This window comes from Aquimarina sp. ERC-38 (assembly GCF_026222555.1).
Taxonomy (GTDB): domain Bacteria; phylum Bacteroidota; class Bacteroidia; order Flavobacteriales; family Flavobacteriaceae; genus Aquimarina.
Genome location: NZ_CP098511.1, coordinates 31,714 through 55,754 on the forward strand (window position 1 = coordinate 31,714; position 24,041 = coordinate 55,754).

22 protein-coding genes and 1 other RNA gene are annotated in these 24,041 nt (G+C 34.1%); 12 read left to right on the forward strand and 11 right to left on the reverse strand.

Features of this window, described 5'->3' with window-relative positions; genetic code table 11:
* Window positions 1–284: 284 nt before the first annotated feature.
* Both dnaJ and NBT05_RS00145 read right to left on the reverse strand, forming a co-directional pair.
* Complete coding sequence (dnaJ, locus tag NBT05_RS00140) at window positions 285–1,394, reverse strand: molecular chaperone DnaJ (RefSeq protein WP_265771389.1); 1,110 nt, start codon at window positions 1,392–1,394, stop codon at window positions 285–287.
* Window positions 1,395–1,401: 7 nt separating this feature from the next.
* On the reverse strand, window positions 1,402–1,959 hold the full coding sequence (locus NBT05_RS00145; RefSeq protein ID WP_265771390.1) for a nucleotide exchange factor GrpE: 558 nt from the start codon (window positions 1,957–1,959) through the stop codon (window positions 1,402–1,404).
* Between the two features lie 158 nt (window positions 1,960–2,117).
* On the opposite strand from NBT05_RS00145, the gene NBT05_RS00150 reads away from it, so the two are divergent.
* Window positions 2,118–2,789 (forward strand): YceI family protein, encoded by a 672-nt coding sequence (locus NBT05_RS00150; RefSeq protein ID WP_265771391.1) that lies wholly within the window; start codon window positions 2,118–2,120, stop codon window positions 2,787–2,789.
* A gap of 119 nt (window positions 2,790–2,908) precedes the next feature.
* Here NBT05_RS00150 and NBT05_RS00155 read toward each other — a convergent pair whose 3' ends face one another.
* Together NBT05_RS00155 and mnmD are read right to left on the reverse strand one after the other, a co-directional pair.
* A complete protein-coding gene (locus tag NBT05_RS00155) occupies window positions 2,909–3,820 on the reverse strand; it encodes a TIGR01777 family oxidoreductase (RefSeq protein WP_265771392.1) in 912 nt (303 codons plus the stop codon).
* 279 nt (window positions 3,821–4,099) lie between these two features.
* Window positions 4,100–4,783: a tRNA (5-methylaminomethyl-2-thiouridine)(34)-methyltransferase MnmD gene (gene mnmD, locus NBT05_RS00160; protein ID WP_265771393.1), complete on the reverse strand. Its 684-nt coding sequence runs from the start codon at window positions 4,781–4,783 to the stop codon at window positions 4,100–4,102.
* Between the two features lie 205 nt (window positions 4,784–4,988).
* Between mnmD and NBT05_RS00165 the strand changes: the two genes are divergently transcribed.
* Both NBT05_RS00165 and NBT05_RS00170 read left to right on the forward strand, forming a co-directional pair.
* On the forward strand, window positions 4,989–6,062 hold the full coding sequence (locus NBT05_RS00165; protein WP_265771394.1) for a branched-chain amino acid aminotransferase: 1,074 nt from the start codon (window positions 4,989–4,991) through the stop codon (window positions 6,060–6,062).
* 375 nt (window positions 6,063–6,437) lie between these two features.
* Window positions 6,438–7,412, forward strand: coding sequence for an IS1595 family transposase (locus NBT05_RS00170; protein WP_416346176.1), 975 nt, complete (start codon window positions 6,438–6,440; stop codon window positions 7,410–7,412).
* Between the two features lie 366 nt (window positions 7,413–7,778).
* On the opposite strand, the gene NBT05_RS00175 is transcribed toward NBT05_RS00170, so the two are convergent.
* Window positions 7,779–8,165 carry a nucleoside triphosphate pyrophosphohydrolase family protein gene (locus NBT05_RS00175; protein WP_265771395.1) on the reverse strand — a complete coding sequence of 129 codons (387 nt, stop codon included), beginning with the start codon at window positions 8,163–8,165 and terminating at the stop codon, window positions 7,779–7,781.
* Between the two features lie 365 nt (window positions 8,166–8,530).
* Between NBT05_RS00175 and NBT05_RS00185 the strand changes: the two genes are divergently transcribed.
* The 4 genes from NBT05_RS00185 to NBT05_RS00200 all read left to right on the forward strand — a co-directional run bounded on the left by NBT05_RS00185 (window position 8,531) and on the right by NBT05_RS00200 (window position 11,771).
* On the forward strand, window positions 8,531–9,598 hold the full coding sequence (locus NBT05_RS00185) for a GyrI-like domain-containing protein (protein ID WP_265771398.1): 1,068 nt from the start codon (window positions 8,531–8,533) through the stop codon (window positions 9,596–9,598).
* Between the two features lie 40 nt (window positions 9,599–9,638).
* Complete coding sequence (gene crcB, locus NBT05_RS00190) at window positions 9,639–10,007, forward strand: fluoride efflux transporter CrcB (protein ID WP_265771399.1); 369 nt, start codon at window positions 9,639–9,641, stop codon at window positions 10,005–10,007.
* Window positions 10,008–10,030: 23 nt separating this feature from the next.
* Window positions 10,031–10,369: a P-II family nitrogen regulator gene (locus NBT05_RS00195; protein WP_265771400.1), complete on the forward strand. Its 339-nt coding sequence runs from the start codon at window positions 10,031–10,033 to the stop codon at window positions 10,367–10,369.
* A gap of 244 nt (window positions 10,370–10,613) precedes the next feature.
* Window positions 10,614–11,771 carry an outer membrane beta-barrel protein gene (locus NBT05_RS00200; RefSeq protein ID WP_265771401.1) on the forward strand — a complete coding sequence of 386 codons (1,158 nt, stop codon included), beginning with the start codon at window positions 10,614–10,616 and terminating at the stop codon, window positions 11,769–11,771.
* Between the two features lie 130 nt (window positions 11,772–11,901).
* On the opposite strand, the gene NBT05_RS00205 is transcribed toward NBT05_RS00200, so the two are convergent.
* From NBT05_RS00205 to NBT05_RS00215, 3 genes are all read right to left on the reverse strand, one after another.
* Window positions 11,902–12,498: a DUF1684 domain-containing protein gene (locus NBT05_RS00205; RefSeq protein WP_265771402.1), complete on the reverse strand. Its 597-nt coding sequence runs from the start codon at window positions 12,496–12,498 to the stop codon at window positions 11,902–11,904.
* A gap of 400 nt (window positions 12,499–12,898) precedes the next feature.
* Window positions 12,899–14,293: a hypothetical protein gene (locus NBT05_RS00210; RefSeq protein WP_265771403.1), complete on the reverse strand. Its 1,395-nt coding sequence runs from the start codon at window positions 14,291–14,293 to the stop codon at window positions 12,899–12,901.
* A 92-nt stretch (window positions 14,294–14,385) separates the two neighbouring features.
* Window positions 14,386–14,817, reverse strand: a complete 432-nt coding sequence (locus tag NBT05_RS00215) for an Lrp/AsnC family transcriptional regulator (protein WP_265771404.1) — start codon at window positions 14,815–14,817, stop codon at window positions 14,386–14,388.
* A gap of 160 nt (window positions 14,818–14,977) precedes the next feature.
* On the opposite strand from NBT05_RS00215, the gene NBT05_RS00220 reads away from it, so the two are divergent.
* From NBT05_RS00220 to NBT05_RS00235, 4 genes are all read left to right on the forward strand, one after another.
* Entirely contained in the window at window positions 14,978–15,304 is a 327-nt protein-coding gene (locus tag NBT05_RS00220; protein WP_265771405.1) for a hypothetical protein, read from the forward strand.
* Window positions 15,305–15,633: 329 nt separating this feature from the next.
* Window positions 15,634–18,237 (forward strand): zinc-dependent metalloprotease, encoded by a 2,604-nt coding sequence (locus NBT05_RS00225; protein ID WP_265771406.1) that lies wholly within the window; start codon window positions 15,634–15,636, stop codon window positions 18,235–18,237.
* Window positions 18,238–18,350: 113 nt separating this feature from the next.
* Window positions 18,351–19,202: a formyltetrahydrofolate deformylase gene (gene purU / locus NBT05_RS00230; RefSeq protein WP_265771407.1), complete on the forward strand. Its 852-nt coding sequence runs from the start codon at window positions 18,351–18,353 to the stop codon at window positions 19,200–19,202.
* 160 nt (window positions 19,203–19,362) lie between these two features.
* Window positions 19,363–20,079 carry a DUF4197 domain-containing protein gene (locus NBT05_RS00235; protein ID WP_265771408.1) on the forward strand — a complete coding sequence of 239 codons (717 nt, stop codon included), beginning with the start codon at window positions 19,363–19,365 and terminating at the stop codon, window positions 20,077–20,079.
* A gap of 2 nt (window positions 20,080–20,081) precedes the next feature.
* On the opposite strand, the gene NBT05_RS00240 is transcribed toward NBT05_RS00235, so the two are convergent.
* From NBT05_RS00240 to NBT05_RS00250, 3 genes are all read right to left on the reverse strand, one after another.
* A complete protein-coding gene (locus NBT05_RS00240; RefSeq protein ID WP_265771409.1) occupies window positions 20,082–20,861 on the reverse strand; it encodes an alpha/beta fold hydrolase in 780 nt (259 codons plus the stop codon).
* A 165-nt stretch (window positions 20,862–21,026) separates the two neighbouring features.
* Window positions 21,027–21,845, reverse strand: coding sequence for an orotidine-5'-phosphate decarboxylase (gene pyrF, locus NBT05_RS00245; RefSeq protein ID WP_265771410.1), 819 nt, complete (start codon window positions 21,843–21,845; stop codon window positions 21,027–21,029).
* Between the two features lie 358 nt (window positions 21,846–22,203).
* Window positions 22,204–23,406: an NAD(P)-dependent oxidoreductase gene (locus NBT05_RS00250; RefSeq protein ID WP_265771411.1), complete on the reverse strand. Its 1,203-nt coding sequence runs from the start codon at window positions 23,404–23,406 to the stop codon at window positions 22,204–22,206.
* Window positions 23,407–23,608: 202 nt separating this feature from the next.
* Between NBT05_RS00250 and ssrA the strand changes: the two genes are divergently transcribed.
* Window positions 23,609–24,006, forward strand: a transfer-messenger RNA (tmRNA) gene (ssrA, locus tag NBT05_RS00255).
* The last annotated feature ends 35 nt before the right edge of the window (window positions 24,007–24,041 follow it).

Here is a 24,041-nt window from a genome sequence, read left to right on the forward strand (position 1 = left end):
AAGAAATTATTTTAGCTTATGGGCTATTGGTTTAGAGTTAAATGTAATTGATTGATGGTTGTCAGTTGATGGTTGATAGTTATTTGTGGATTGTGGTTTGTTATTAGTTGATCAAATATGATTATAAAACAAAACCCACCCTAGATACGAATATCAAGGATGGGAAAAAAATTGCTATGAAAAAGAAAAATTATCACTAAAAGAACTAGTGATGATTCAAATATACAAATTTTTCCTATGAAGCACCGCTAACTTTAAACGATTCTTAAAATTACAGGAAAAATTTATGAGAACATATCTTTTACTTTTTCAAAAAACGACTTGTCTTTACTATCCGGATTAGGCATAAAATGTTCATCTTTTGCCATGCGTTCAAAAAACTCTTTTTGTTCTTTATTGAGCGTTTTAGGCGTCCAAACGTTGACGTGCACTAATAAATCACCTCTGCCATATCCATTTACACTTGGAATTCCTTTCCCCCGAAGCCTGAGGATTTTTCCGCTTTGTACGCCTTCTTCAATTTTGATACGTACTTTACCAGTAACGGTATCAATTTCTTTAGAAGCTCCTAAAGCAGCTTCTGAAAAGCTAATATAGAGGTCATAATGAAGGTTATCTCCTTCTCTTTGCAGGTTAGGATGCTCTTTTTCTTCAATAGCTACCAGTAAGTCGCCTGCCACTCCGTTGCCAGGAGCTTCGTTTCCTTTACCACTCACTTTTAATTGCATTCCGTCTTCTACTCCTGCCGGTATTTTGATACTTACCGTTTCTTCAGAAACTATTAAGCCCTGCTGATCCGCATCACTGGGTTTATGGTCAATAACCTGTCCTGCTCCTCCACATACATTACAGGTAGAGGCTGTTTGCATTCGGCCGAGAATAGTATTTGTAATTCTAGTGACTTGTCCGCTCCCGTTACAGGTACCGCAGGTTTTATAGGTAGTTCCTTTGGCCTGTATTTTACGTTTTACTTTTATTTTCTTTTCAACTCCGTTAGCAATCTCATTAAGGTCTAATTTTACCCGTATACGGAGGTTGCTTCCTTTAACACGTCGTTGACCGCCGCCGCCAAAACCTCCGAAACCACCAAAACCGCCGCCTCCGAAGATATCACCAAACTGGCTGAAGATGTCATCCATATTCATACCACCTCCACCGAAGCCACCGCCTCCTTCAAAAGCCTGATGACCAAACTGGTCGTATCGAGCTTTTTTATTAGGATCACTTAAAACTTCATAAGCTTCAGCAGCTTTCTTAAATTTTTCTTCGGCTGTTTTATCTCCCGGGTTTTTGTCCGGATGATATTCAATTGCTTTCTTTCTATACGCCTTTTTAATCTCTGCGGCACTTGCGTTTTTGCTAATACCTAAAAGGTCATAATAATCTTCCTTCATAAATTTATTATTGCCCGGTTACCACTTTAGGAAAACGTATGATTTTATCTCCTAACTGATATCCTTTTTCTATTACATCTACAATTTTACCCTTTAAATCTTCACTAGGAGCCGGTATCTGGGTAATGGCTTCATGCGCATCTGCATTAAAGGTATCTCCTACCTCTATTTTCATTTCAGAAAGGCCTTTACTATTTAAAGTTTCTTTTAATTTATTATGGATTAACTTTACTCCGGTAACCAGATTTTCATCTTCTGATTTTTCTATTTCTTTCCACGCCCGGTCAAAATCGTCCAGCACCGGTATCATAGATTGCAAAACTTCTTGTCCGGCGGTTTTAAATAGCTCAATTCGTTCTTTAGAAGTTCGTTTTTTATAATTCTCAAATTCGGCAAACAATCTTAAAAATTTGTCTTTCTCCTTTTGAACCTGTTCTTGTAAACCTTCTTCTTTCTCGCCATCTTCGCTTTCACCTTTACTATCTTCTATATCATCTATTGCAGTATCAAGTACTTCTTCTACCTGATCCGCCAAGTCTTTTTGTTTGTTATCTTTTTTACTCATATAATCGGTACTTTTTAGCTATTTTTTTGAAGGAGACAAAAGTACTGCCAATTTTGATGAAATGTCATATTGTCACAGAAATATTTTAGTATATAATTAAGAATAATCACTTCTGAATAAAATAATTTTGATTTTAACAATACTAAAATTTATCATTTATGAAAACCAATGTATTATCCTTGTTTGCAATCGGTGCTTTTTTAAGTATCGCAGTTTCTTGTAAAGGTGAAAAAAAGAATGAAACCGAAGCTACGGCTGCAGAAGAAGTAATAGAAGCTCCAGCTGCTGCGGTGGTATACAACGTAGTGCCTGCACAGAGCAGTATTAGCTGGACCGGTAAAAAACCAACTGGCGAACATACTGGTACTATTGCCTTAGCAAAAGGAACTGTAGAAACAAAGGACGGTGGTCTTGAAAGCGGTTCATTTACTATTGATATGGGTACTATCACCGTAACTGACCTTGAAGGGGATGAAAAAGCAAGTCTTGAAGGACATTTAAAAGGACAGGGAGAAAATAAAGAAGATCATTTCTTTAACGTAGCTAAGTTTCCTACCGCACAATTTCAAATCACGGGTATTACCGAAGAAAACGGAAAAACTATGGTTGAGGGAAATTTAACGATGAAAGGTACTGAGAAGAATATATCTTTTCCGGCAACGGTAAACGTAAATGGGGATACGATAACGCTGGAAAGTGAAGTATTTACCATCGACCGTACGATCTGGGGTGTGAACTACGGTTCAAAATCAGTTTTTGAAAACCTGGGGGATAAATTTATCAATGATGATATTGAGTTAAAAGTATCATTACAAGCATCTAAAGCTTAGTAGATCACTTAAAATGTAAAGTAAAACTGTCTTAACCATATTTTTAGGGCAGTTTTTTTATGCCTTATTGTTTGAAATTTATCCCTATCAGAAGAAAGTATCAGCAGGAATTGATGAATTTAGTTTTCTTCTTCTAGATTACGAATGGCATGTATCACATGATCAAATTCAAATTGATAACCTGCCGATATTATTTTTGCGCAAGAAACCCGCTGACTACCAAAGAGTACGATATGCATTTCGCCTAATACTAATTTCATAGCAAATTTTGGGATATTAGGTAAAATCAGATTTTTATCAACTACTTCTGCTATGGTTTCGGTTAGCTTTTCATTTGAAACCGGGTTGGCCGCAACAGCATTGTAAACTCCTTCTAACTCCTCTTTGAACACATACATAAAAATACTAGCCAAATCATTAATATGTATCCAACTTTGCCATTGTTTTCCTGAACCAAAGGCTGCTCCTACTCCGTATTTAACTGGTGTTGAAATCTTTGGATAAGCTCCGCCTTTTTGTGATAGTACTAAGCCTATTCTAATTTTAGCAACATCGATAGCAAGTGTTTTAAATTGATCTACAGCGGTTTCCCATAGGGCGACTACTTCCCCCAGAAAATTGTTTGCCACCTCGGTATGCTCTTCTGTATAATATTTTTGTAAAGAATCCGGATAAATCCCCACGGCACTGGCAGATACCACCTGGCGTACGGAGTGTTTTATTTCTGATAGTCGTTGCACTAATAAAGCAGTGGTTTCCGTTCGACTTTTAATAATTGTATTTTTGTAGGAGTTTGTCCAGCGTTTTGCAATACTTGCACCCACTAAATGAATAATTACTTCTACCTCTTTAAAGCAAGTATCGTCAATTTCCCCTTGATAAGGATTCCAATAAAATCCTTTATAATCCGGACTATCTGTAAGTTTATCTTTACTGGTCGTCAGGTAATTAACAGCAATTCCTGAGGTACGGCACCTTTTGACAATTTCTTGCCCAATCATGCCGGTTGCCCCTGTAATCAAAACTTTCATAATCTAAATTTGGAACAAAATACTATCCTAACCTATGATAACCAATCTCTTTATTATAGGTTTAACAGCCCTTTATTACTCCTTTAGCTTTCCGGATTTGAAAATTGTTTATTATAATGGAGATTAAAGCATAGAGAAAAGTATTAACCTAAGCTTTTACCTAAAAGATTTTTACAGAATTACTTATTTGACCTGGTAAGAATAGCTTATGCTAAATTCTAGTAAAAAGGTTTAAAGCATACATTTTAAAATTGAAACTCACTTTTTATGCACTTGGAGTTAAATTTTGCTGGCGCGAAGCATTTCCCTCTTCCCCGGGGGGCCGGGTAGTCTCTCTACTGTAAAGCCAACTTCCTGCATCGCTCTTCGTACACTTCCTTTTGCCGCATAGGTTACTAAAACACCTTCGGATTGTAATGCCTTAAACATCTTTTTAAAGATAGCTACTGTCCAAAGTTCCGGTTGTACCCTTGCTCCGAACGCATCGAAGTAAATGATATGATAAGTGTTTGAATCCTGTATATTTTCAAATAGCTCCTGTCGTTTGTACAATTCAAAATAGGAGGTGATCTTTACGTGATCTTCCCATTCTGATTGATGTAGTTCTTGAAAAATCTGCGTTGCATCCGGATCAATTAGGGAAGTATAATTTAACTCTTGTATTTCCAGTAAACTAACCGGATAGGCTTCTATCCCGTAGTATTGAACATTAATTTTTTGATTTTCAGCTTCCAGACAGGTTAGAAACGCATTAAGCCCAGTACCAAAACCCATTTCTAAAATACGGAGGGGTTCCGAAGGATTTTGTTTTACATAATACGTCAAACCTTTATCGATAAATACATGCCTGGATTCCTGAATAGCTCCATGCGTAGAATGATACTGTTCTCTTATCTCAGGGAAATGAATAGTTTTAGACCCGTCTCCAGTGGTAATAATTTCTCGTTTTTGCCCTAAATTCATTTCATAACGTTAAATACTCTTGATAAAATTAAATTCATTAAAAATAGATGTTGAATTTATTTGAGAGTATACATTTCTCCCTAAAATGTAAAATTAGTCATTTTAAAAATTCTTAGTTTATTAGAAAACGGTATTTTTGTTTAACATAAAGCATTTTCTTACTTATGATTATGCTTTTCATAAAAACCTTTAAAAATAATTAGCGATGAGCCAGACCTTATCAACAGACATCAAGATTACTAAATCCAGTACGTCAAAAATTAACCAGGTAAATTTTGACAACCTTACTTTCGGAACTGTTTTTACGGATCATATGTATGTCTGTGATTATAAAAATGGTTCCTGGCAAACCCCTGAAATCAAACCTTACGGACCTTTAACCCTGGATCCGTCTGCACGGGTATTTCATTACGGACAGGCTGTTTTTGAAGGAATGAAAGCTTATAAGGATGATAATGGAAAGGTTTTTTTATTTCGTCCGGATGAAAATTATAAACGGATTAATACTTCATCTGCACGGTTGGCAATGCCTGAGTTTCCGGAAGACTATTTTTTTAACGGATTAGAAACCTTATTAAAATTAGATAAGGAATGGATACAACCAGGATTTGGGAATTCTTTATATATACGTCCGTTTTCTATTGCTACTCAAGCCAGTGTCTCTGCTTCTGAGGCAAACGAATATAAATTTATGATCATTTTATCTCCTGCGCAAGCTTATTACAGCGGGGATGTGAGCGTACTGATTGCAGAAAAATATAGTAGATCTGCTAGCGGGGGTATTGGTTTTGCCAAAGCGGCAGGAAATTATGCTGCTCAGTTTTACCCAACGAATTTAGCTAAAAAAGATGGATACCAACAAGTAATCTGGACCGATGCCAGTACGCATGAGTATGTAGAGGAAGCTGGTACTATGAATGTTTTTTTTAGAATAAATGATACGTTGTTAACGGCACCGGTAAGTGATAAAATTTTGGATGGGGTTACCCGTAAGAGTTTAATTGCTATTGCGCAAAAAGAAGGAATAGCGGTAGAAGAGCGACCGATTAAAGTATCAGAAATCGTGGAAGCTGCTAATAACGGAAGCCTTCGTGAAATCTTTGGTGCAGGTACGGCAGCAGTCATTAGCCCGGTAAAAGCCTTTAAACATAAAGACAAACATTTTGAAATTGACAGACCGGAAGAAACGTATGCTGACTTTTTTAAAAATAAACTAATGAATATCCAATATAATAAAGCCGAAGATCCGTTTGGGTGGAGGTATGAGGTGGTTATTTAATTATGAATTAAGAATTTGGAATTCAGAATTGACTATAAATTCTGAATTCCCTTTTTTGTTTTAAAAGATGTTCTTAAAGTATTATTAGAGTTTAATATCCGCAAAACATCCATTCCCGGCCCTTCCTTCGAAGGAAGGGAGCTAAAAAATACACTTTAAAATAGTAAAACTGAAAATTACTTATTGCATCCAATACAGTTAAAACGGAAGGTCAAATAAGCGAAATTTACCAATTATTTTGCTGACTTTAAACCTATGCTTGTAGAATAAAAAAACGCTCTAGTTTATAATTGCTATTATTTGTATCTTTAATTTATGGATTTAGAAAAGATAAAAGTTGGGATAAGTAAGTTATCTGTTGAAGATTAGGCTCTATTGGCTATAGAGTTAGAGAAGCTCATCACTAAGGAAAGCCCTTCAATTCAAGTGCAAGCATCTCGTCGTCATATTTTGGACAATAAACAAGGGTGTTGCCCTCATTGTGATCACCCCAAATATGTTCGTTTTGGTATGGATAGAGGAGCACAGCGCTACAAATGTAAGTCCTGTCGCAGGAGCTTTACAGAATATACAGGCACTTGGATGGCTGGTTTACATAAGAAAGATAAAGTAGATGCCTATTTAGCCTTAATGTTAGAAGAAAAGAGTTTGGATAAGATCAAGGAATCTTTGAAAATCAATAAAAAGACTGCATTTGATTGGCGTCATAAAATATTAGCTTCCTTAACGGATACAAATCGGGATGATTTTACTGGAATTACTGAAAGTGATGAAACCTTCTTTTTAAACTCGGAAAAAGGAAAAACTCCTGAAGGGCGTGAATCTAGGAAACGTGGTGGCACCTCTAGTAAAAGAGGTGTTAACAAAGATCATGTAGCGGTCATTGTTACACAAGACAGGAGGTCAGGTTTGGATTTGACAGTTGCAACTATGGGGCGTATCAAGAAAAGTGATATACAAAAAGCTATCGGAGACCGAATTAACAAGAACCAGACGATTCTTTGTAGTGATGCCCATGTGAGTTATAAAGGCTTTGCTATAGACCAAAACATAGAACACCATTCATTAAAAGGGAGTATAAAACAACGGGTAAAAGATAAAATATACCATATACAACATGTTAATTCTACCCACAACAGAATAAAAAAATGGATTGATAATGCTTTTTGGGGCGTAGCCGCTAAATACCTGCAACAGTACCTAAATTGGTTTAAGCTCAAAGAGCAGCTCAAAAACAATAAGGATAAAGCGTTGCTATTTGTGCAAAAAACCGTCTTAAATGTTAACGCTATAAAGAATTACAGAAATATTGAAGCACAATATCAAAAACTAATATCAACGCAATTATAAACTAGAGCCTAAAAAAATAATGCGAATTTTATTTCGTGTATGCTAGATCCACAAAACATCCATCCCCGACCCTTCCTTTAAAGGAAGGGAGCTAAAAAATACACTTTAAAATAGTAAAACTGAAAATTACTTATTGCATCCAATACAGTTAAGACGGAAGGCCAAATAAGCGAAATTTACCAATTATTTTACTGACTTTAAACCTATGCTTGTAGAATAAAACAATAATGCGAATTTTATTTAGCGTATGCTAGATTTACAAAACATCCATCCCCAGCCCTTCCTTTAAAGGAAGGGAGCTCAGAAGTAACTAAATAACATAATAACCAGTAACTTTTACCTAGTTCCCATTGCCTAAACAACTATTCATACACCAAGAACTTTTTTAATATTCGGTTTAAAATAATTAGGGCCTTTGAGTACTTTTCCGTCTTCGCGATAGATAGGTAGTCCGTCATTTCCTAATTTACTCATATTACTACGCTGAATTTCTTCAAAAACCTCTTCGATTTTATCTTGCATTCCATGTTCGATAATTGTTCCACATAGGATATACAACATATCACCCAGGGCATCTGCAACTTCAACCAGGTCATTATTTTGTGCTGCTGCCAGGTATTCTTCGTTTTCTTCTTTCATTAAGTTATATCGAAGTGTATGTTTAGCCATTCCTAAATCTGCAACAGGTTTTTCTTTAAATCCAATGTTGAACCTGGTATGAAATTCCTGTACGGCAGTTAATTTATCTTTCATCCTACTATTTTTATTTTTCTATTGAGTTACCTAAAAGCTTTACTACAGTCAAAAAAGTTGACCTGTTTCCGTATATTTGTAGTCCAATTTACTAAAATATGTTTAGTACCGGACAATGGATTTTTGCCGCTCTGTTTGTAGTTTGTTTTGTAATTGTCATCAGCATAATGTATCGTAAAGATTTAATGCTTCACCATAAACATTATAAAGGAAGTTTGCGCATTTTAGTTGGCTTTATCCTTTTTGTAATTCTTTTGTTTGTTTTAAAAGTGTATTTGCAGCCCTAGGTAATTTTAATTTTTTATTAATTTCTCTTCTACGTTTCTAAATACTTATCTTAGCTTACTGTTGCTAATTAGGTTTTAATGAAAATTATTAAGTACATCTTCTTTCTGTTGCTATTATGTATTATTGCCGGATCTATTTATATAGGTACAAAAAACGGCTCTTTTGAAGTGACGGAAGAACAAACTTTTAACGCCCCGGATAAGTTATTATACCAATCGATTACAGACTATACTTCTTTACCCAAGTGGAACCCTTTTGAAAGTACAGAAGACCAATTTACTTACAGCAACGATAAGAGTTCAGCAACTACTGGTAATTGGAAAGATGAAGATGGTACTTCATACCGTCTTTCTACCTTACAAAAAATTCCTTTTACCAAAGTAAAACAACGACTTCAGGAACCGGATAAGGACTCTTTATATTATGACCAACTGATATGGAAACTTGAACGGGAACAAGATCAACAAACTAAAGTAACCCTAACGGTAAAAGGGGAATTGACTTTTAAAGAAAAATTATTTCAGTTATTAAATAATAAAGAATTAGCTACAGATAAAGGTGAGTTGATCCGTCGTACTTTTTTTAAGATGGAGCAACATCTAGATACGTTAATGAATGCTTATACCATCAATACTACAGGGATTACAGAATACGGAGGAGGTTTCTATATGTATATGGCGACTGCTTCTACCATTAAAGCAATGCCTCAAAAGTTATCAGAGATGATTCCAGTAGTAAAAAATTATATTACAAAAAATAATATTGCACAAACAGGAAGTTCTTTTACTATTTTTAATGATTTTAATACCCAGTTAGGAACTACTATCTTTTCGGCTGCCATACCAGTAAGAGACCGTGTAATTACTCCTGCTGAAAGTAAAGTTTTATGTGATTTTATGCCGAGACAGACCGTTATTAAAACTATATTAAAAGGAGACTATAAATATTTAACCGAAGCTTGGGATAAAACACGGCAATTTGCAACAGAACGTAATCTAAGTGTTAGTGCTACTTTACCGGCATTTGAAATATACCAGGTAAGTTCTTCAACTGAGTCAAATCCAGCAGAATGGATTACCGAATTGTACCTACCTATAGAAGATAGTTCTGACAAACCAAAAGCATTGATAGATACTATAAGATAATAAAACATCAAAGCTTATTACTTTGTAATACTATAAAATTGTGAAAGCACTGTTTTTTGTTTTTATCGGAGGAGGTTCAGGAAGTATTCTACGATATTTGATTGGTAAATATTTTGAAAATTCATCTTACGAACATTTTCCTATAGGTACTTTTATTGCTAACGCTACCGGAAGCCTATTAATTGGTTTGCTTACGGGACTTTTCATTAAAAACAACTTTGTATCAAACCACCTTAGTTTACTATTAATTACCGGATTTTGTGGTGGTTTTACTACCTTTTCTACGTTTGCACTTGAAAATCACTTACTTTTAAGAGATGGTCATTTATTATCTTTTGCATTGTATACATTATTATCCATACTCGTAGCCGTAGCCTTTGTTTTTATTGGCATGTGGGTTACTAAATAATAACTTAATTTTTTAAACAGCTTATGAAAAAAATAGAAGCCATTATCAGAAAATCCCGTTTTAGAGCGGTTAAAGAAGCTTTGCATGCTATTGAGGTTAATTTTTTTACCTATTGGGATGTAACCGGAGTTGGAAACGAAAAGAAAGGGGCGGTCTACCGGGGCATTAGTTACAGTACTACAGATATACAAAGAAGATACTTATCTGTTGTAGTCTCGGATGAGTTTGAAGAAAAAGCAATTTTTGCCATAATGGACGCTGCAAAGACTGGAGAAGTAGGTGACGGAAAGATTTTTGTAGCAGATATTACAGAAACTTACCGAATTAGAACTGGTGAAAAAGGCTCACAAGCAGTGAATTAAGTTTTTTTAGGTTCTCTAAAATAACTAGTTAAACTTTATTTAAATATTCTTAAGAAAATTAAATATTGGGTTATAAATTCTTAAAAAAATTAAGATTTTTAAGAAATGCTTTATTTTTTTTAGGGGTTGAGTATATAATTCGTAAAAATAACAAGGAAACCCCCTCTTTTCTTTGGGGTACTATGTAATTAGTATAGTTTTACGGCTCCAATTGAAAATTATTTAATAATTAGGAATGTTTATTATGAAAGCAAAAACAATTACAAACGTAATTAAAAAGGTTAGTTTAGTAGCCTTAGCACTTGTAACAATGACTTTGTCTGCACAGGACGAAGAAAAAAAATGGTTTGACAACTTTTCTTTAAGCGGATCGGTTGACGGATATTTTAGAACGAATCTTAGTGGGCCTGACAAAACAGATGACAACGGAAATTTTTTAGCACCTGGTACTTCATTTGCAAATCAAAACGGTTTTTCTCTAGGTATGGTTAATACTGTTTTAGCCTATGAAGGTGAAAAAGTTGGTTTTGTCGCCGATTTAGTATATGGTCCCAGGGGAACAGATGCTGTTTTTAATGCAACAACAGCCTCCTCCTCTATCGTAAATCAATTGTATGTATATTGGAAAGCTACGGAAAGTATGACCTTAACTTTTGGTAACTTTAATACTTTTCTAGGTTATGAAGTAATTTCTCCAACAGGAAATTTTAACTATTCTACTTCTTATATGTTTTCTTACGGACCATTTTCTCATACTGGTTTAAAAGCTGACTTTGCAATTGATGATAACTGGTCAGCAATGGTTTCTATCATGAACCCTACCGATTTTGTAGATAATAATCCTTTTGACACTTATGTACTAGGAGCTCAATTAGGATATTCAGCTGATAGTGGTAGTGCGTATTTAAACTTTAGATATGGAAATGAAGGTCTTCCAGGTGAAGTAGACCCAACTTTTCAGGTAGACTTAACTACCGGATGGGATGTTTCTGACTCTTTTTATTTAGGTGTTAATACTACTTATTTATCTACAGGTGCACAAGAAGATGATGCAGATGCTTCTGGGTTTTACGGATTTGCTTTATATCCTCAAATAAAAACTTCTGAAAGTTTTACCATTGGTTTAAGAGGAGAATATTTTAATCAATATAACTTTGGTTTAACTTCTTTTGATGGTGCTGGTGATGTTGATTTTACTCCAACTGCTATAAATGAAGAAGGTGACGGATCTGTTTTTGCTGCTACCTTAACTGGTAGTTATGAGATTGGAAGTTTAACTTTTAAACCAGAACTTAGATTCGATACAATGAGCGAGGACGTCATTCCTGTTTTTATTGATAATGATTTTGAATCTTCTGATAATTTATTTTCATTTGTATTAGGAGCTGTGTATAGTTTCTAAATTAATAACGATAACATAATATTTGAAAAGCCGTTTCGCAATTTGTTGAAACGGCTTTTTTATGTTTTACTATAAGCTAAATTTTTAAGGGTAATTAAAATTGTGTGAATGAATAAATGCTGATTGTTCATCAATCCTGCGTCGTCAACCGCTTATCGTACTTTCTGACACCGGCTTTTATTTCTATATTAAGATGATTTTCTTCGGGAGGGATAGGACAGGAATATAGGTTGTTATAAGCACAATACGGATTATAAGCCCGGTTGAAATCAATAAGTATGGAATCTTTTTTGGGTATTTTTAAATCAATAAACCTTCCGCCTTCGTAACTACTTACCCCATTGGTTACATCCGTAAAAGGTAAAAATAAGTGATCCGTAAATTCTTCTTCCTGTTTTAATTGTTGGCTTTGATAAATTGCTAATTTCTGCTCCGTTCCCTGAAGTTGAAAATAAGCTTCCCCATATTTTACATACACCGGTTCTCGATCTGTGGTAGTTTTCATAATAAATGGCGTCTCATATGGAGTCCTGACAAAAAGGGCTTTGACACAGTAGGTCGTATCTGCTTTAAAAAAGGATAATCCTTTAAAACCTGGTATTTTCTCAGCTGGTAAGGGCGATGTCTCCTCGGTCAAGAACCTATGGTTTAAGGAATCCTGGAAGGACACTATATGATTTAACTGATCAGTTTGCTGACCATAGAGTTTTATAAAACTCACAACCATTATGACATATAGGCACCGCACGCATAGAAATTTATGCAAAAGTACAAACCCCTTATTATAAACTGGTGAATTTTATTAGAATTTAATAATACTAAACTAAAAAAAGCGTTTCCTTTTCAGAAAACGCTTGCGCGTTAGGGCAAATATAGTACTCTCTTTAGTGTCCGATTCGGGGTCTTCAATCTAATGTCCTCACACTAAGGATGCCCTGACTTATATACTACCTTTACTAACATCATATAAAAGTAGATGGTTGGTTATTTATAATCCAAAGATAGTGCAAAATGTAGATATTTACATACAAATTATAAATAGTTATTAACAAATTTATCGTTTAAATACATATTTAAAGGTTAAAATACGATTTACCGTATTTAAATTATGTTTAAGGCATTGCTACTTACTGGTAAGCTGTATATTTTGAAAATCCCAGGTATTTCTTAATCATATTGTTATATTCAGGAGTTATTTTTAACGACAAGGTATGATCTATAGTATATAAAGATTCTATATTTTGATAACCGGTTTGTAGTAAAGCTTCCAAAAATTGTAGGGAGGTCGTATAATCTCCTAATAAAGCGGTATAACTGATTATCTTAAAAAAAGTCTCCGGGCTACGAACTCCTATCTCATAGGTAAGCATTGCTAGAAAAAGCTGTGTTTCTGTTTTTTTAACTTGAAGTTGTGCATTCGCAATGATGGTTTTTAAATAATCTTCAACTCTATACGTCCAATAAGCTTGCTTATTACTCTTATGTTTTCTTACTTTATACAAAGCTTTTACCTGATCGTTCCACCAGGGCAGGTTGTAAAATGCCAAGTTATTTACATCCTCTTGAAATGCAAGAGCGAGGTTACTTCTCCATGTAGATTCTTGTACTAAATGGTAGTCATGTTTATTTTTTTTAACCTTAAACCGGGAGGAACGTTGTAAGGTATCTAACTGATTTTTAACGTCTTTATGAAAAGAAGTAAACCGAAACGTATTTTCTATTCTTCTTAACTCGTAAAATGCCTCTACTACTTCATCATTACTAAGATATTGTTCAACCTTTTCTAAGGCTTCTTGATACTGCCTTTGCATCCATATCGTATCCTTTTCAATTTTACCCCTGGTCATGTCTCTTACCTTAAAAGCATGTAAAGACCTGATGATTTCTTTATCAATTTTGGTTGTATTCTGAACTGTATAAACTTCTGCCGGAAGGCCTTTTTGTTTTAGTAATTTACGGGTACGCATTACATCAAAATATGCATACTTTCTAATATTTGTAATTCCCGCATAATAAAATTGATGGTTGAATCGAGATATTTCACCATAATTGGGGGTACTGTTGATTACTATAGTACCATCAAATAACTTATACCATACCGGAAGCATTCCGGTAAATTCAGCATCTATTCCTTCTCCAATGCTATACATCCGGCGTTTATCAATAGGAAAAGTAGTCAGGCAAAAGTTTAGGTATTTGGTAGTGTTATCAATACTTGCTTTTAAACTTCTCTTATCGGCAACATCAATAGAAACCGCAATACATCCAGTGGCTTCTGCTACCTTACAAAATGTTGTAAAATCAGTATTTTCTTTTTGTTTAATTTGAACATGAAAAAGCAATGGCCATTTTATAGTAGTGGTAAAGTTTTTAGGCACATATACTTTTAAAGAAGCACTATCCCTTTCAAAAACTTTAATTGTAGTTACCGTACTTTTTTTTAACCGGTACGCTTGTTGAGACTGAACCATTTGTATAGCAGTGGTAACTAAAAATAGAAAGATAAGCCCTCGTAATTTCATTTTTAATAATAAAAACTATTGTGCACAAATAAGATACCATTTTTATAGTATCTGATTTCGAATAGGTAAAACTAAAACCCTAAAAAAATAAGTTACTCGTAGACCGGTTTATTCTGTACTACACTAGAAAGTATAATGTGGGTTTTTACTTCGCCGTAGGTAATTAATTCATCTATAAAAGATTGCAGATGTACTTGGTCTTTTAAGAGGACTTCCATGATGATATTTTCATTTCCGGTGATACGGTAGCAGTTTAATACTTCTTTAAAAGTAGTTACTTTACTTAAAAAAGGTTTTAACCGGCCCATAAAAGCACTTAAGGTAATCATAGCCTTTAATTGAAAACCGCTTTTTTGATAAGCAATTAGGGTCGTATATCCTTCAATAATTCCTTTATCTTCAAGTCTTTTAATTCTTTCGGCAACCGCCGGGGAACTTAATCCGATGTTTTTGCCGATTTCGGTATTTTTTAAACGGGCATTACCTTGAAGTAGTGTAATGATCTTTACATCAATGCTATCCATAATTTTTAAGTAATTAATCCAAAAATAATTTAATTTTTAAAGTCTAACTAAATTTCAACTTTATTCTTTATGGTAGTACTTTGAATTTCCTTATTATTTTTGTTTTATGCCATCTCATAATTCGATACCAGTTTATAATAAAGCGAAAGAAATACTTCGTATGACGGATACTATTTCGCGCTCCTTTATTTCTGATTATGAGCAATTAGATAATACTGGTAAGGAACATCCTAATATTTATCTTTTAGGTGACCTTATTCGGGATGCGGTCATTTTAACTACGGAGATAGAAAAAACGGACGCTCAAGTATCTCGTTATGATAGAATTCGGCAAGGCTTACGTACTAATTTATGTAGTACCCAAATTTATAATAAATGCAAACATTTGGAAAAAAGTTGTCGTTCTGGCAAAGATTACTTAAAGTTGCTTCGGAAAGAATTACTTACTTTTAACAAACTTCAGAAACGTTGGATTCGGTTTTTGTAGTTATAAATATGTATGCTTAATCGTTAATACTTTTTATAACAACAATCGTATATCTCCAAATTACAGTATTTCCTAAATTACTTCAAAATAACTTGATTTTTAAAATACTAAACTTTACGATTTAGATAGGCAAAAAAGGCATACGGTTATCTTAAATAGTAAACTCAGTCATAACTAAAATAATAATAATACTACATAAATTAGCTTAACTAATTGAAAAAGTATTCTTTTCCCTTTCTAGTAGTGTTAAAGTACGTTAACAAATTATTAAATACAAAATAATTTAGCGTTAGAAGAAATAAATTGCGGGATTAAATAAATTTAATTCTATGAAAAATTCATCATCAAAGCTTATAAAGCTACTACTTTTACTACTAGTGCTCTTAATATCCGGCGGAGGTACTTTACATGCTCAAAAGAAAAAGAAGAAGAAAAAAGATAAAACCGAACAATCGACAGAAAAGAAGAAAGAAAAAAACAAAATAAAGTCTATTAAAGAAGCAACAAAACAAACTAAAAAAGTTGCCGGACTTTTTACTATCTATAGAGATACACTTGACGGATCAACGTTCATGCAAATTGATAAATCTCACCTTGGTAAAGAATACATATACTTTAGTCAAATAGCTGACGGAGTTCTGGATGCTGGTATTTTTAGAGGAGCCTTTATGGATAATAAAGTATTTAAGGTTAAAAAACATTATAATAAAATTGAGTTTATTACTCAAAATACTTCCTATTATTTTGATCCGGAAAATGCTTTATCAAAATCAGCACAAGCTAATATTAGTGAAGGGATTATGGCCAGTTTAAAAATTGAAGCACAAGATACAATTAACGAATCTTATTTAATTAAAGCGGATGACCTCTTCCTCAAAGAAACTTTCGAACAAATCAAACCTCCCAAATATCCCAATAGCAAACCCACGGATTTCAGTTTGGGAAGTTTAGATAAGGAAAAAACTAAGATTGAGAAAATAAATAATTATCCTGAAAATACAAATGTCGAAAGTCATTATACATATTCTCAGAGTTCTGTCTTAAATAATGGATCGCAGGCAGTCACAGATGGTCGAAATGTAACTATTAAAGTTACTCATAGTCTAATCGCTCTACCAGAAAACAATTATGAAATACGCCTAGACGATCCGCGTGTGGGTTATTTCTTTAGTCAGGTAACAGATATGACTGCTACTAATGCAACGCCCTATCGTGATTTAATACATCGCTGGAATCTTGTAAAGAAAAATCCAAACGCAACTATTTCAGAACCGGAAAAACCTATTGTATGGTGGATTGAAAATAGTACTCCCATAGAGTTTAGAGAAACCATTAAAGAAGCAGTATTAGAATGGAATAAAGCTTTTTTACAAGCTGGGTTTAAAGATGCTATTGTAGTAAAAACACAACCGGATGATGCTACCTGGGATGCTGGAGATATCCGGTATAACGTATTACGTTGGACTTCGTCACCACAACCACCTTTTGGGGGTTATGGACCTAGTTTTGTAAACCCTAAAACCGGTGAAATTTTAGGAGCTGATATTATGTTAGAATATGTCTATCATAAAAATATTGTACGCTATGAAAATCTACTTACTTTTAATCCGGAAGCTAGACAACAAATTGCTTTGCACCCTACTTTAAAGAAAAATAAATCTTTTTTATGTTCTTTTGGTCACGAAATGCAATCCAACATACTATTTGGACAGTCCGTACTTCTGGCAAACGGAAATACAGATAATGAAATGAAGGGGATGAAACTAGAGGCTATGAAAGAACTGGTTATGCATGAGGTAGGACATACCTTAGGTTTGAATCACAATATGAAAGCAAGCCAATTGTTTACTCCTGAAGAATTAAATTCTCCCGAAAAAATTAAAGGTAAATGCCTTACTGGTTCCGTAATGGACTATACTGCTATTAACGTAACTCTAGATAAATCAAAACAAGGTGCTTATTTTTCTACTTCTGTTGGTCCCTATGATAAATGGGCTATACGCTACGGCTACACCCCTGTAACTTCACAAAAAGATTTGGATGCAATAACTAGTGAATCCACTCGACCGGAACATATCTTTGGTAACGATGCAGATGATATGCGTAGTCCCGGTAAAGCTATTGATCCTAGGGTAATGACAAGTGATATGTCCAATGATCAGATTACTTATTCTATTGAACGGATGAAATTGGTAAATAACATGATTTCTAAATTAACTACTAAATTCAATAAGGAAGGCAATTCGTATCAAGAGTTAAGACAAGCCTTTTATGTATTACGTTCTCAGTACGGACGAGCTGGCGATGTTATTTCTAGGTTTATTGGGGGTGTTTATGTAGATCGAAGTATGATCGGACAGGATAAAAATCTTAAACCTTATACCCCGGTTAGTTATAAAGATCAAAAAAGAGCAATGAATGCATTAAGCACCTATGTATTTTCACCGGCTGCCTATAAAACTCCCGAAGGTTTGTACGACCACCTTGCTTTACAACGAAGAGGGTTTAACTTTTTTTCAGATACCGAAGATCCTAAAATACACGATCTGATCTTAGCATATCAAAATAGAGTGCTCAACCATATTATGCATCCTAAAACTTTACAACGTATTACAGATTCTGAACTTTATGGTAACCAATATCAGTTAAGTGAATTTATGACTGATCTGAATACAGCGATATTTCAAAAAGATAGCAAAGGTTCCATCAACAGTTTCAGACAAAATTTACAAAGGTCTTATACAGATAAATTATTGGCTATGGTTGATAATGAAAACTCTAAGAACAACTATTCATTTGCAGCCCAATCTATGGCGTTACAGAATTTAATTCGGATTAAATCTTTGATGAACAATACAAGCGGTGATGCAATTTCTAAAGCTCATAAAAACTATTTAAAAATAAGAATACAGAATGTTTTAGAAGATATTTAGGGTATCTAAAGATTATAAAGGTAAAGCGAAGTTGTTACAAATGTAATGACTTCGTTTTTTTATTTTACGTTTAACTAAAGTATATTAAGCCCAGTTTTGTCAAGCAAACATTTATGAAAAACACCATACTTCTTATCCATTGTCCGGATACAAAAGGAATCGTAGCCACGGTAACTAACTTTATACTATCTAAAAACGGAAATACTACTTATGTAGAACAACATGTGGATCGGGAACTTCAGGAATTTTTTATGCGATTAGAATGTGAATTTGACAGTGATGAAAGAATTCAGCAGTTTAAAGAAGCTTTTCAAAGTAAAGTTGCGGTTCATTATGAAATGCACTGGGAATTATATGATGCGGAATCCATACCGAATATGGCATTGTTTGTTTCTAAATACGACCATTGTCTTTATGATATACTAAGTAGAAATATTTCAGGAAAACTAGGGGTTTCTATTCCTATTATTATCAGTAACCACAAGGAATTAAAGTCCGTTGCCGACCGCTTTGGCATTGCCTTTAGACATATACCGGTTACTAAAGAAACTAAAGAACAAGCCGAAAAGGAACAATTAGCACTTTTACAGTCTTTAAATATCGATTTTATCATTTTAGCGCGTTATATGCAAATAGTATCTCCGGATTTTATTAAACACTACCCCAACCGGATTATCAATATTCACCACTCTTTTCTTCCTGCTTTTCCTGGGGCTAAACCTTATCATTCAGCTTATCAGCGAGGGGTTAAAATTATCGGTGCAACAAGCCATTATGTAACTTCTGATCTGGATGAAGGTCCGATTATAGAACAGGAAATTGTACGGGTCTCGCATGTTCATAATATTCAAGATTTTATTGAAAAAGGAAGAGACCTAGAGAAAATTGTATTATCGCGCGCTATTAAAATTCATCTGGAACGCAAAGTACTGGTATATAATAATAAAACTATTATATTTTCCTAATACTAGTATTTTTAGCCTTCAAAAGATAACAATTGCTTACAAGTAACTACCTATCTACGTTAATATTTTCTATTATATTAGTGAACCAAAACTCATTTTTACTTTGAACATAAAGTATGAATCGGTTTAAATTAATTATATTTATCGCCAAACTCGTTTTATGAAAAAGATACTCCTACTATGTTGTCTGATGACTATTTTTAGCTGTGCAGAATTGCAGCAAGTGGTTAATAGTTTACCTACTCAAGGTACCGGAATCGGATTGAGCAATGTAGATATTGCTAATGGTTTAAAACAAGCCCTAGACAAAGGAATTAGCAAACAAGTGTCTAAACTTACCAAAACAGATGGTTTTTATAAGAATCAACTGGCAAAAATTTTATTACCAGCAGAACTTCAAAAAGTAGATAACACGCTACGAAAAGTAGGTTTAAATAAATTGGCTGATGAAGGTCTCAAAATATTAAATCGTGCAGCTGAAGATGCGGTAAAAGAAGCTACCCCAATCTTTGTAAATGCAGTTAAACAAATGACTTTTAATGATGCCAAGCAAATTCTATTAGGAGATGACAAAGCGGCAACCAGCTATTTACAGTCCGCAACAAATTCGGCTTTATATAATAAGTTTAACCCAGTGATCAAAAAATCTTTTAGCAAAGTAGGAGCTGATAAGATCTGGACTAATATTATTAATAAGTATAATACCATTCCTTTGACTAACAATGTAAATCCTAACTTAACAGATTATGTAACCCAGGAAGCATTAAAAGGTGTATATACTATGATTGCGGTAGAGGAAAAGCAAATCCGGAACAATTTAAATTCCAGAACTACCGATTTGCTAAAAAAAGTTTTTGCATTGCAGGACGGAAGATAGTTTTACAATCCGTTTATAAAATTAATAGATTGTAAATTAAATACTTCCGGTTGTTCTACATTGACGACATGACCGGAATTATGAACTATAAAAAGATTAGAAAGCGCATGTGTTGCAGCAATCTTTTTAATAGAAGGTAAAAACAAATAGTCTTCTTCGCCCATCACATATAAAGTAGGAATCTTAATATCTTTTGCCCTAAAGAAACGAAGTAGCGGATTGATTTCAGAAGTTAACCGGAACCAACGAATAAATTCCTTTTGATATAATTTTTTAGCTTCCCGGACAAAAAGTAACCTCGAATTTTTATGATTTTTACGTGGCATGATAATAAACGCAAAAAACTTATAAAGAAACATGTAGGGTACTACGGATTTAAAAATAACCCCAAGTTTCATTAAGACCTGAGAACGTAAATTCAACTTCATAATCGCACCTCCCATGATCATACTTTGTACCCGGTTAGGAAAACGCTCCGCTAGATTTCGGATCAAAATGGTTCCTAAGGAAATACCTACGAAATGAGACTTTTCAATATTTTCTTTATCAATTACTTCAACAATATCATTGGTAATAGCATCAAAGGTATATTTTGTCTTAAAGGCATCTTTTAAAACGGGTTTTGATTTACCATGACCTCTTAAGTCTAACAATAGTACGTTAAAATGCTTTTTAAATTCGCGGACTTGTTTAAACCAAATAGAAGAACTACCTCCTGCCCCATGAACAAAAGTTACCCATTGGGTACTATCTTTATGAGGATATGTAGCATAATTAATCATAATAACTTCTAGGTAAATGTAACTATCTCTATGTTAAATAATGGTCTCAGTTGTAATTAATTTATGATTTAATAAAAATAGTCCGAAGATTTTGACCGAAGTAGCCTTTATTTTTCATAATTTACTTTAAGATACTCAATTTTTAAAATGTAGAATTAGGTAACCTTACTTTTCTAAAATTGCTTGCATTTGTTGTTGTAATTCAAAAGCTTTGTGTTGTGCCGCTGTAGCGAAATCTTTTTGATCAGAAGCATAGATAATTCCACGAGAAGAATTAATTAACAATCCGATGGTATCTTTAACCAGGCCGTATTTACAGACTTCTTGTAAACTTCCGCCTTGCGCCCCCACCCCCGGTATCAATAAAAAACTATTGGGAACTATTTTCCTGATTTCTTTAAGATACTCACTTTTAGTCGCTCCTACCACATACATTAGATTCTCTGCATTTTTATAGGTTTGAGACGTCTGTATAACTTGCTGATATACTTGTTTATCACCTCCTTCTTTGGTTTGAAAATCAAAAGCCCCGGGGTTGGAAGTTAACGCAAGTAAAATGGTTATTTTATCTTTAAAAGAAAGAAAAGGTTCCACCGAATCTTTGCCCATATAAGGAGCCACCGTTACGGAATCAAAGGCTAAATCTTCAAAAAAAGCTTTGGCATACATGGTACTGGTATTTCCGATATCTCCACGTTTAGCATCCGCAATGGTAAATACTTCCGGGTGATTTGTATTTAGATAAGCTATGGTTTTTTTCAAAGCTTCCCACCCTTCTACCCCATAAGCTTCGTAAAAAGCAGTATTTGGCTTATAAGCAACCGTAAGGTGATGGGTAGCATCGATAATTGCTTTATTAAACTCAAAAATCGGATCTTCTTCTGTAAGTAAGTGTTTTGGGATTTTATTTGTATCTGTATCAAGTCCGATACATAAAAAGGATTTTTTTTTCTTAATCTGTGCTACCAGTTCTGGGATTGTCATTTTGTTAGTTGTTGATGGTTTTTAGTTGATGGTTGTCTGTTGTTGGTTGATCGTTATTAGTTATTTGTTGCTGGTTGTTGAGATGACTAGCCAAAAGACACTAGGCAAAAGTTGTTGTTGTAACCTCTCTCATAAAATGGTTTAATCATTTTTAGTTTTTTATTCTCATATCCCGATTCTTAGTTGTTGATATGAATAGCCAAAAGACACTAAGCAAAAGTTGTTATGATTTTTTGTAATTATTTAATCCGATTTTAGTTTTTAATTCTTGTATCTAGGTTCCTGTTTCCTAAATCCTATATCCTGTTTTCTATTTCCTAGTCCATATATCAAATATCCAGCCTTTACATACTACTATTTACTCATCAACATAATCTTGTAGATAAGCGAAGCGTTCGGTTAACTTGCCGTTTTCTGTTATTCTAGCTCTTTTTAAGATACCATCTTTATCCTTATTAAAAAAAGCGGGGATGACGTATTCTAAAAACATTTCGCCAAATCCTTCACTTGCATCTGCTGGGAGTTCGCAAGGTAGATTATCTACTGCCATTACTGTAATTGCTTTGGGATTGTCAAAGTCCACTTCTTTTTCTGTCTTAGGATCATATCCGTACAAAGGGTTTTCAATAGTAGAAGCTCGTAAAGTACTGGCAACCGGACCATCAACATCGCAGGAGATATCTGCAACAACTTTTAATTTAAACCCCGGTTGTTTTGCATCTTCTCTGGTAAATATAAAAGGGGCTCCGTCTCCATAGAAATGTCCGGCCATATAGATGTCACTAACCTTTGCAAATTGTATAAACGTACTCTGGTATTCTTCCGGAAATTGAAAGAAATCCTGAATGTCTATTTGAATTTTGTCTTTTCTTTGATTGTAATCTAACGCATCCAATTGAGTAAAAACCGGTTTATCAAAATCTTCATTTAAAAACTTCTGTTTGGTCACTTCTTCAATTCCAACAGCAGTTAATAATTCCCGGATCCCTTGCCCTACTCTGCCTTTACCGGTGACTATAATTTTAACAGGTGGTAAATTAATTTGTTTTAAAGTCTTAACCAACTCTTTTTGATCTTCCAAAGCGTTTGCTTTCGAAATAGTAAATATGTTCTCACGCAGTCCATAAGCTCTTAAACCATTATATGCCCCTACCACTCCGGCATAATACCCAAAACCGATAAGCCGGTTATTATTTTGATTAACTATGGTTTCATGGTCATATAATTCAATGTTTTTTTGAAGTATTGCTTGTAGAAGTTTTCGGTTGTAAGGTTGTTTTTTAATTGTATGCGAAAAAAAGAAGTACTTTTTATCCGGAATTAAATGATCAATCGGCACCTCTTTTACCCCTAACAACACATCACACTCCGTAAGATTTGTTGTTACTTCAATTCCCTGATCTTTATATGCTTGATCCGAAAACACGCGGATATCCGAAGGTTCTACTTTAAAGCTAGCTTCTGGAAAAAGTGTCATTACCTTTTTAATGGCTGAAGGTGAAAAAACCACACGTCGATCCGGAGGTGTTTTTCTTTCTTTTAGAATTCCGAAGCTTGGCATAAATTTTAAGATTAAAAGAAGCTATGGTATATTTTTTGATTACTAATAAATCAGACAAAGATATGACAAATATGAGTATCTTTGCCTACTTTAGTTCAGAGTTCAGAGTTTTAAAAAGATAAAACTTTTTTCTTTTAATAATTTAGTTTTAACTTAATTCTAAAGTTCATAACTCATCACTCTTAACTTATAACTAAAAAAAGGGGTCGACTGGTTTTGACAGCGAGACGAATGGTATGGTAAGCATGCCGAGCTATGAAATTAATGCTCGTAAATCTCTATTTCACTTTTTTAAACGGCGAGAATAACTACGCCCTAGCTGCATAATCCGAATTATAGTAGGATAGTGCCTCGGTTCGCAAGGCGAACAAGCAGGATACCTCTCAAGAGCCTTGGTTTACGGCGATTGGTTTTGAGGTATCGTAAAAGTAAACCTAGCTGTTGTAGTGCTTTTATACAATAGCGAAATTTTATAAAGATAAGGGGTGCGTTGGTAGTTTTTGACCGGCAATCTCACGAAAACTTAAACAAAGACTAAGCACGTAGAAAGCTATAGTATTCCTTGTTTGGACGAGGGTTCGAATCCCTCCGACTCCACGAAGCCGGATAAATCTAGTGATTTATCCGGCTTTATT

Coding starts and splice junctions, on each gene's coding strand:
- NBT05_RS00175 (WP_265771395.1), bottom strand. CDS start 8,165: ATGAAAGATAAATTAACTGCCGTACAGGAATTTCATACCAGGTTCAAC.
- NBT05_RS00220 (WP_265771405.1), top strand. CDS start 14,978: ATGACGGATACTATTTCGCGCTCCTTTATTTCTGATTATGAGCAATTA.
- NBT05_RS00250 (WP_265771411.1), bottom strand. CDS start 23,406: ATGCCAAGCTTCGGAATTCTAAAAGAAAGAAAAACACCTCCGGATCGA.
- NBT05_RS00215 (WP_265771404.1), bottom strand. CDS start 14,817: ATGGATAGCATTGATGTAAAGATCATTACACTACTTCAAGGTAATGCC.
- mnmD (WP_265771393.1), bottom strand. CDS start 4,783: ATGAATTTAGGGCAAAAACGAGAAATTATTACCACTGGAGACGGGTCT.
- dnaJ (WP_265771389.1), bottom strand. CDS start 1,394: ATGAAGGAAGATTATTATGACCTTTTAGGTATTAGCAAAAACGCAAGT.
- NBT05_RS00145 (WP_265771390.1), bottom strand. CDS start 1,959: ATGAGTAAAAAAGATAACAAACAAAAAGACTTGGCGGATCAGGTAGAA.
- pyrF (WP_265771410.1), bottom strand. CDS start 21,845: ATGACAATCCCAGAACTGGTAGCACAGATTAAGAAAAAAAAATCCTTT.
- NBT05_RS00240 (WP_265771409.1), bottom strand. CDS start 20,861: ATGATTAATTATGCTACATATCCTCATAAAGATAGTACCCAATGGGTA.
- NBT05_RS00155 (WP_265771392.1), bottom strand. CDS start 3,820: ATGAAAGTTTTGATTACAGGGGCAACCGGCATGATTGGGCAAGAAATT.
- NBT05_RS00165 (WP_265771394.1), top strand. CDS start 4,989: ATGAGCCAGACCTTATCAACAGACATCAAGATTACTAAATCCAGTACG.
- NBT05_RS00185 (WP_265771398.1), top strand. CDS start 8,531: ATGAAAATTATTAAGTACATCTTCTTTCTGTTGCTATTATGTATTATT.
- NBT05_RS00225 (WP_265771406.1), top strand. CDS start 15,634: ATGAAAAATTCATCATCAAAGCTTATAAAGCTACTACTTTTACTACTA.
- NBT05_RS00205 (WP_265771402.1), bottom strand. CDS start 12,498: ATGGTTGTGAGTTTTATAAAACTCTATGGTCAGCAAACTGATCAGTTA.
- NBT05_RS00235 (WP_265771408.1), top strand. CDS start 19,363: ATGAAAAAGATACTCCTACTATGTTGTCTGATGACTATTTTTAGCTGT.
- NBT05_RS00195 (WP_265771400.1), top strand. CDS start 10,031: ATGAAAAAAATAGAAGCCATTATCAGAAAATCCCGTTTTAGAGCGGTT.
- purU (WP_265771407.1), top strand. CDS start 18,351: ATGAAAAACACCATACTTCTTATCCATTGTCCGGATACAAAAGGAATC.
- NBT05_RS00210 (WP_265771403.1), bottom strand. CDS start 14,293: ATGAAATTACGAGGGCTTATCTTTCTATTTTTAGTTACCACTGCTATA.
- NBT05_RS00200 (WP_265771401.1), top strand. CDS start 10,614: ATGAAAGCAAAAACAATTACAAACGTAATTAAAAAGGTTAGTTTAGTA.
- NBT05_RS00150 (WP_265771391.1), top strand. CDS start 2,118: ATGAAAACCAATGTATTATCCTTGTTTGCAATCGGTGCTTTTTTAAGT.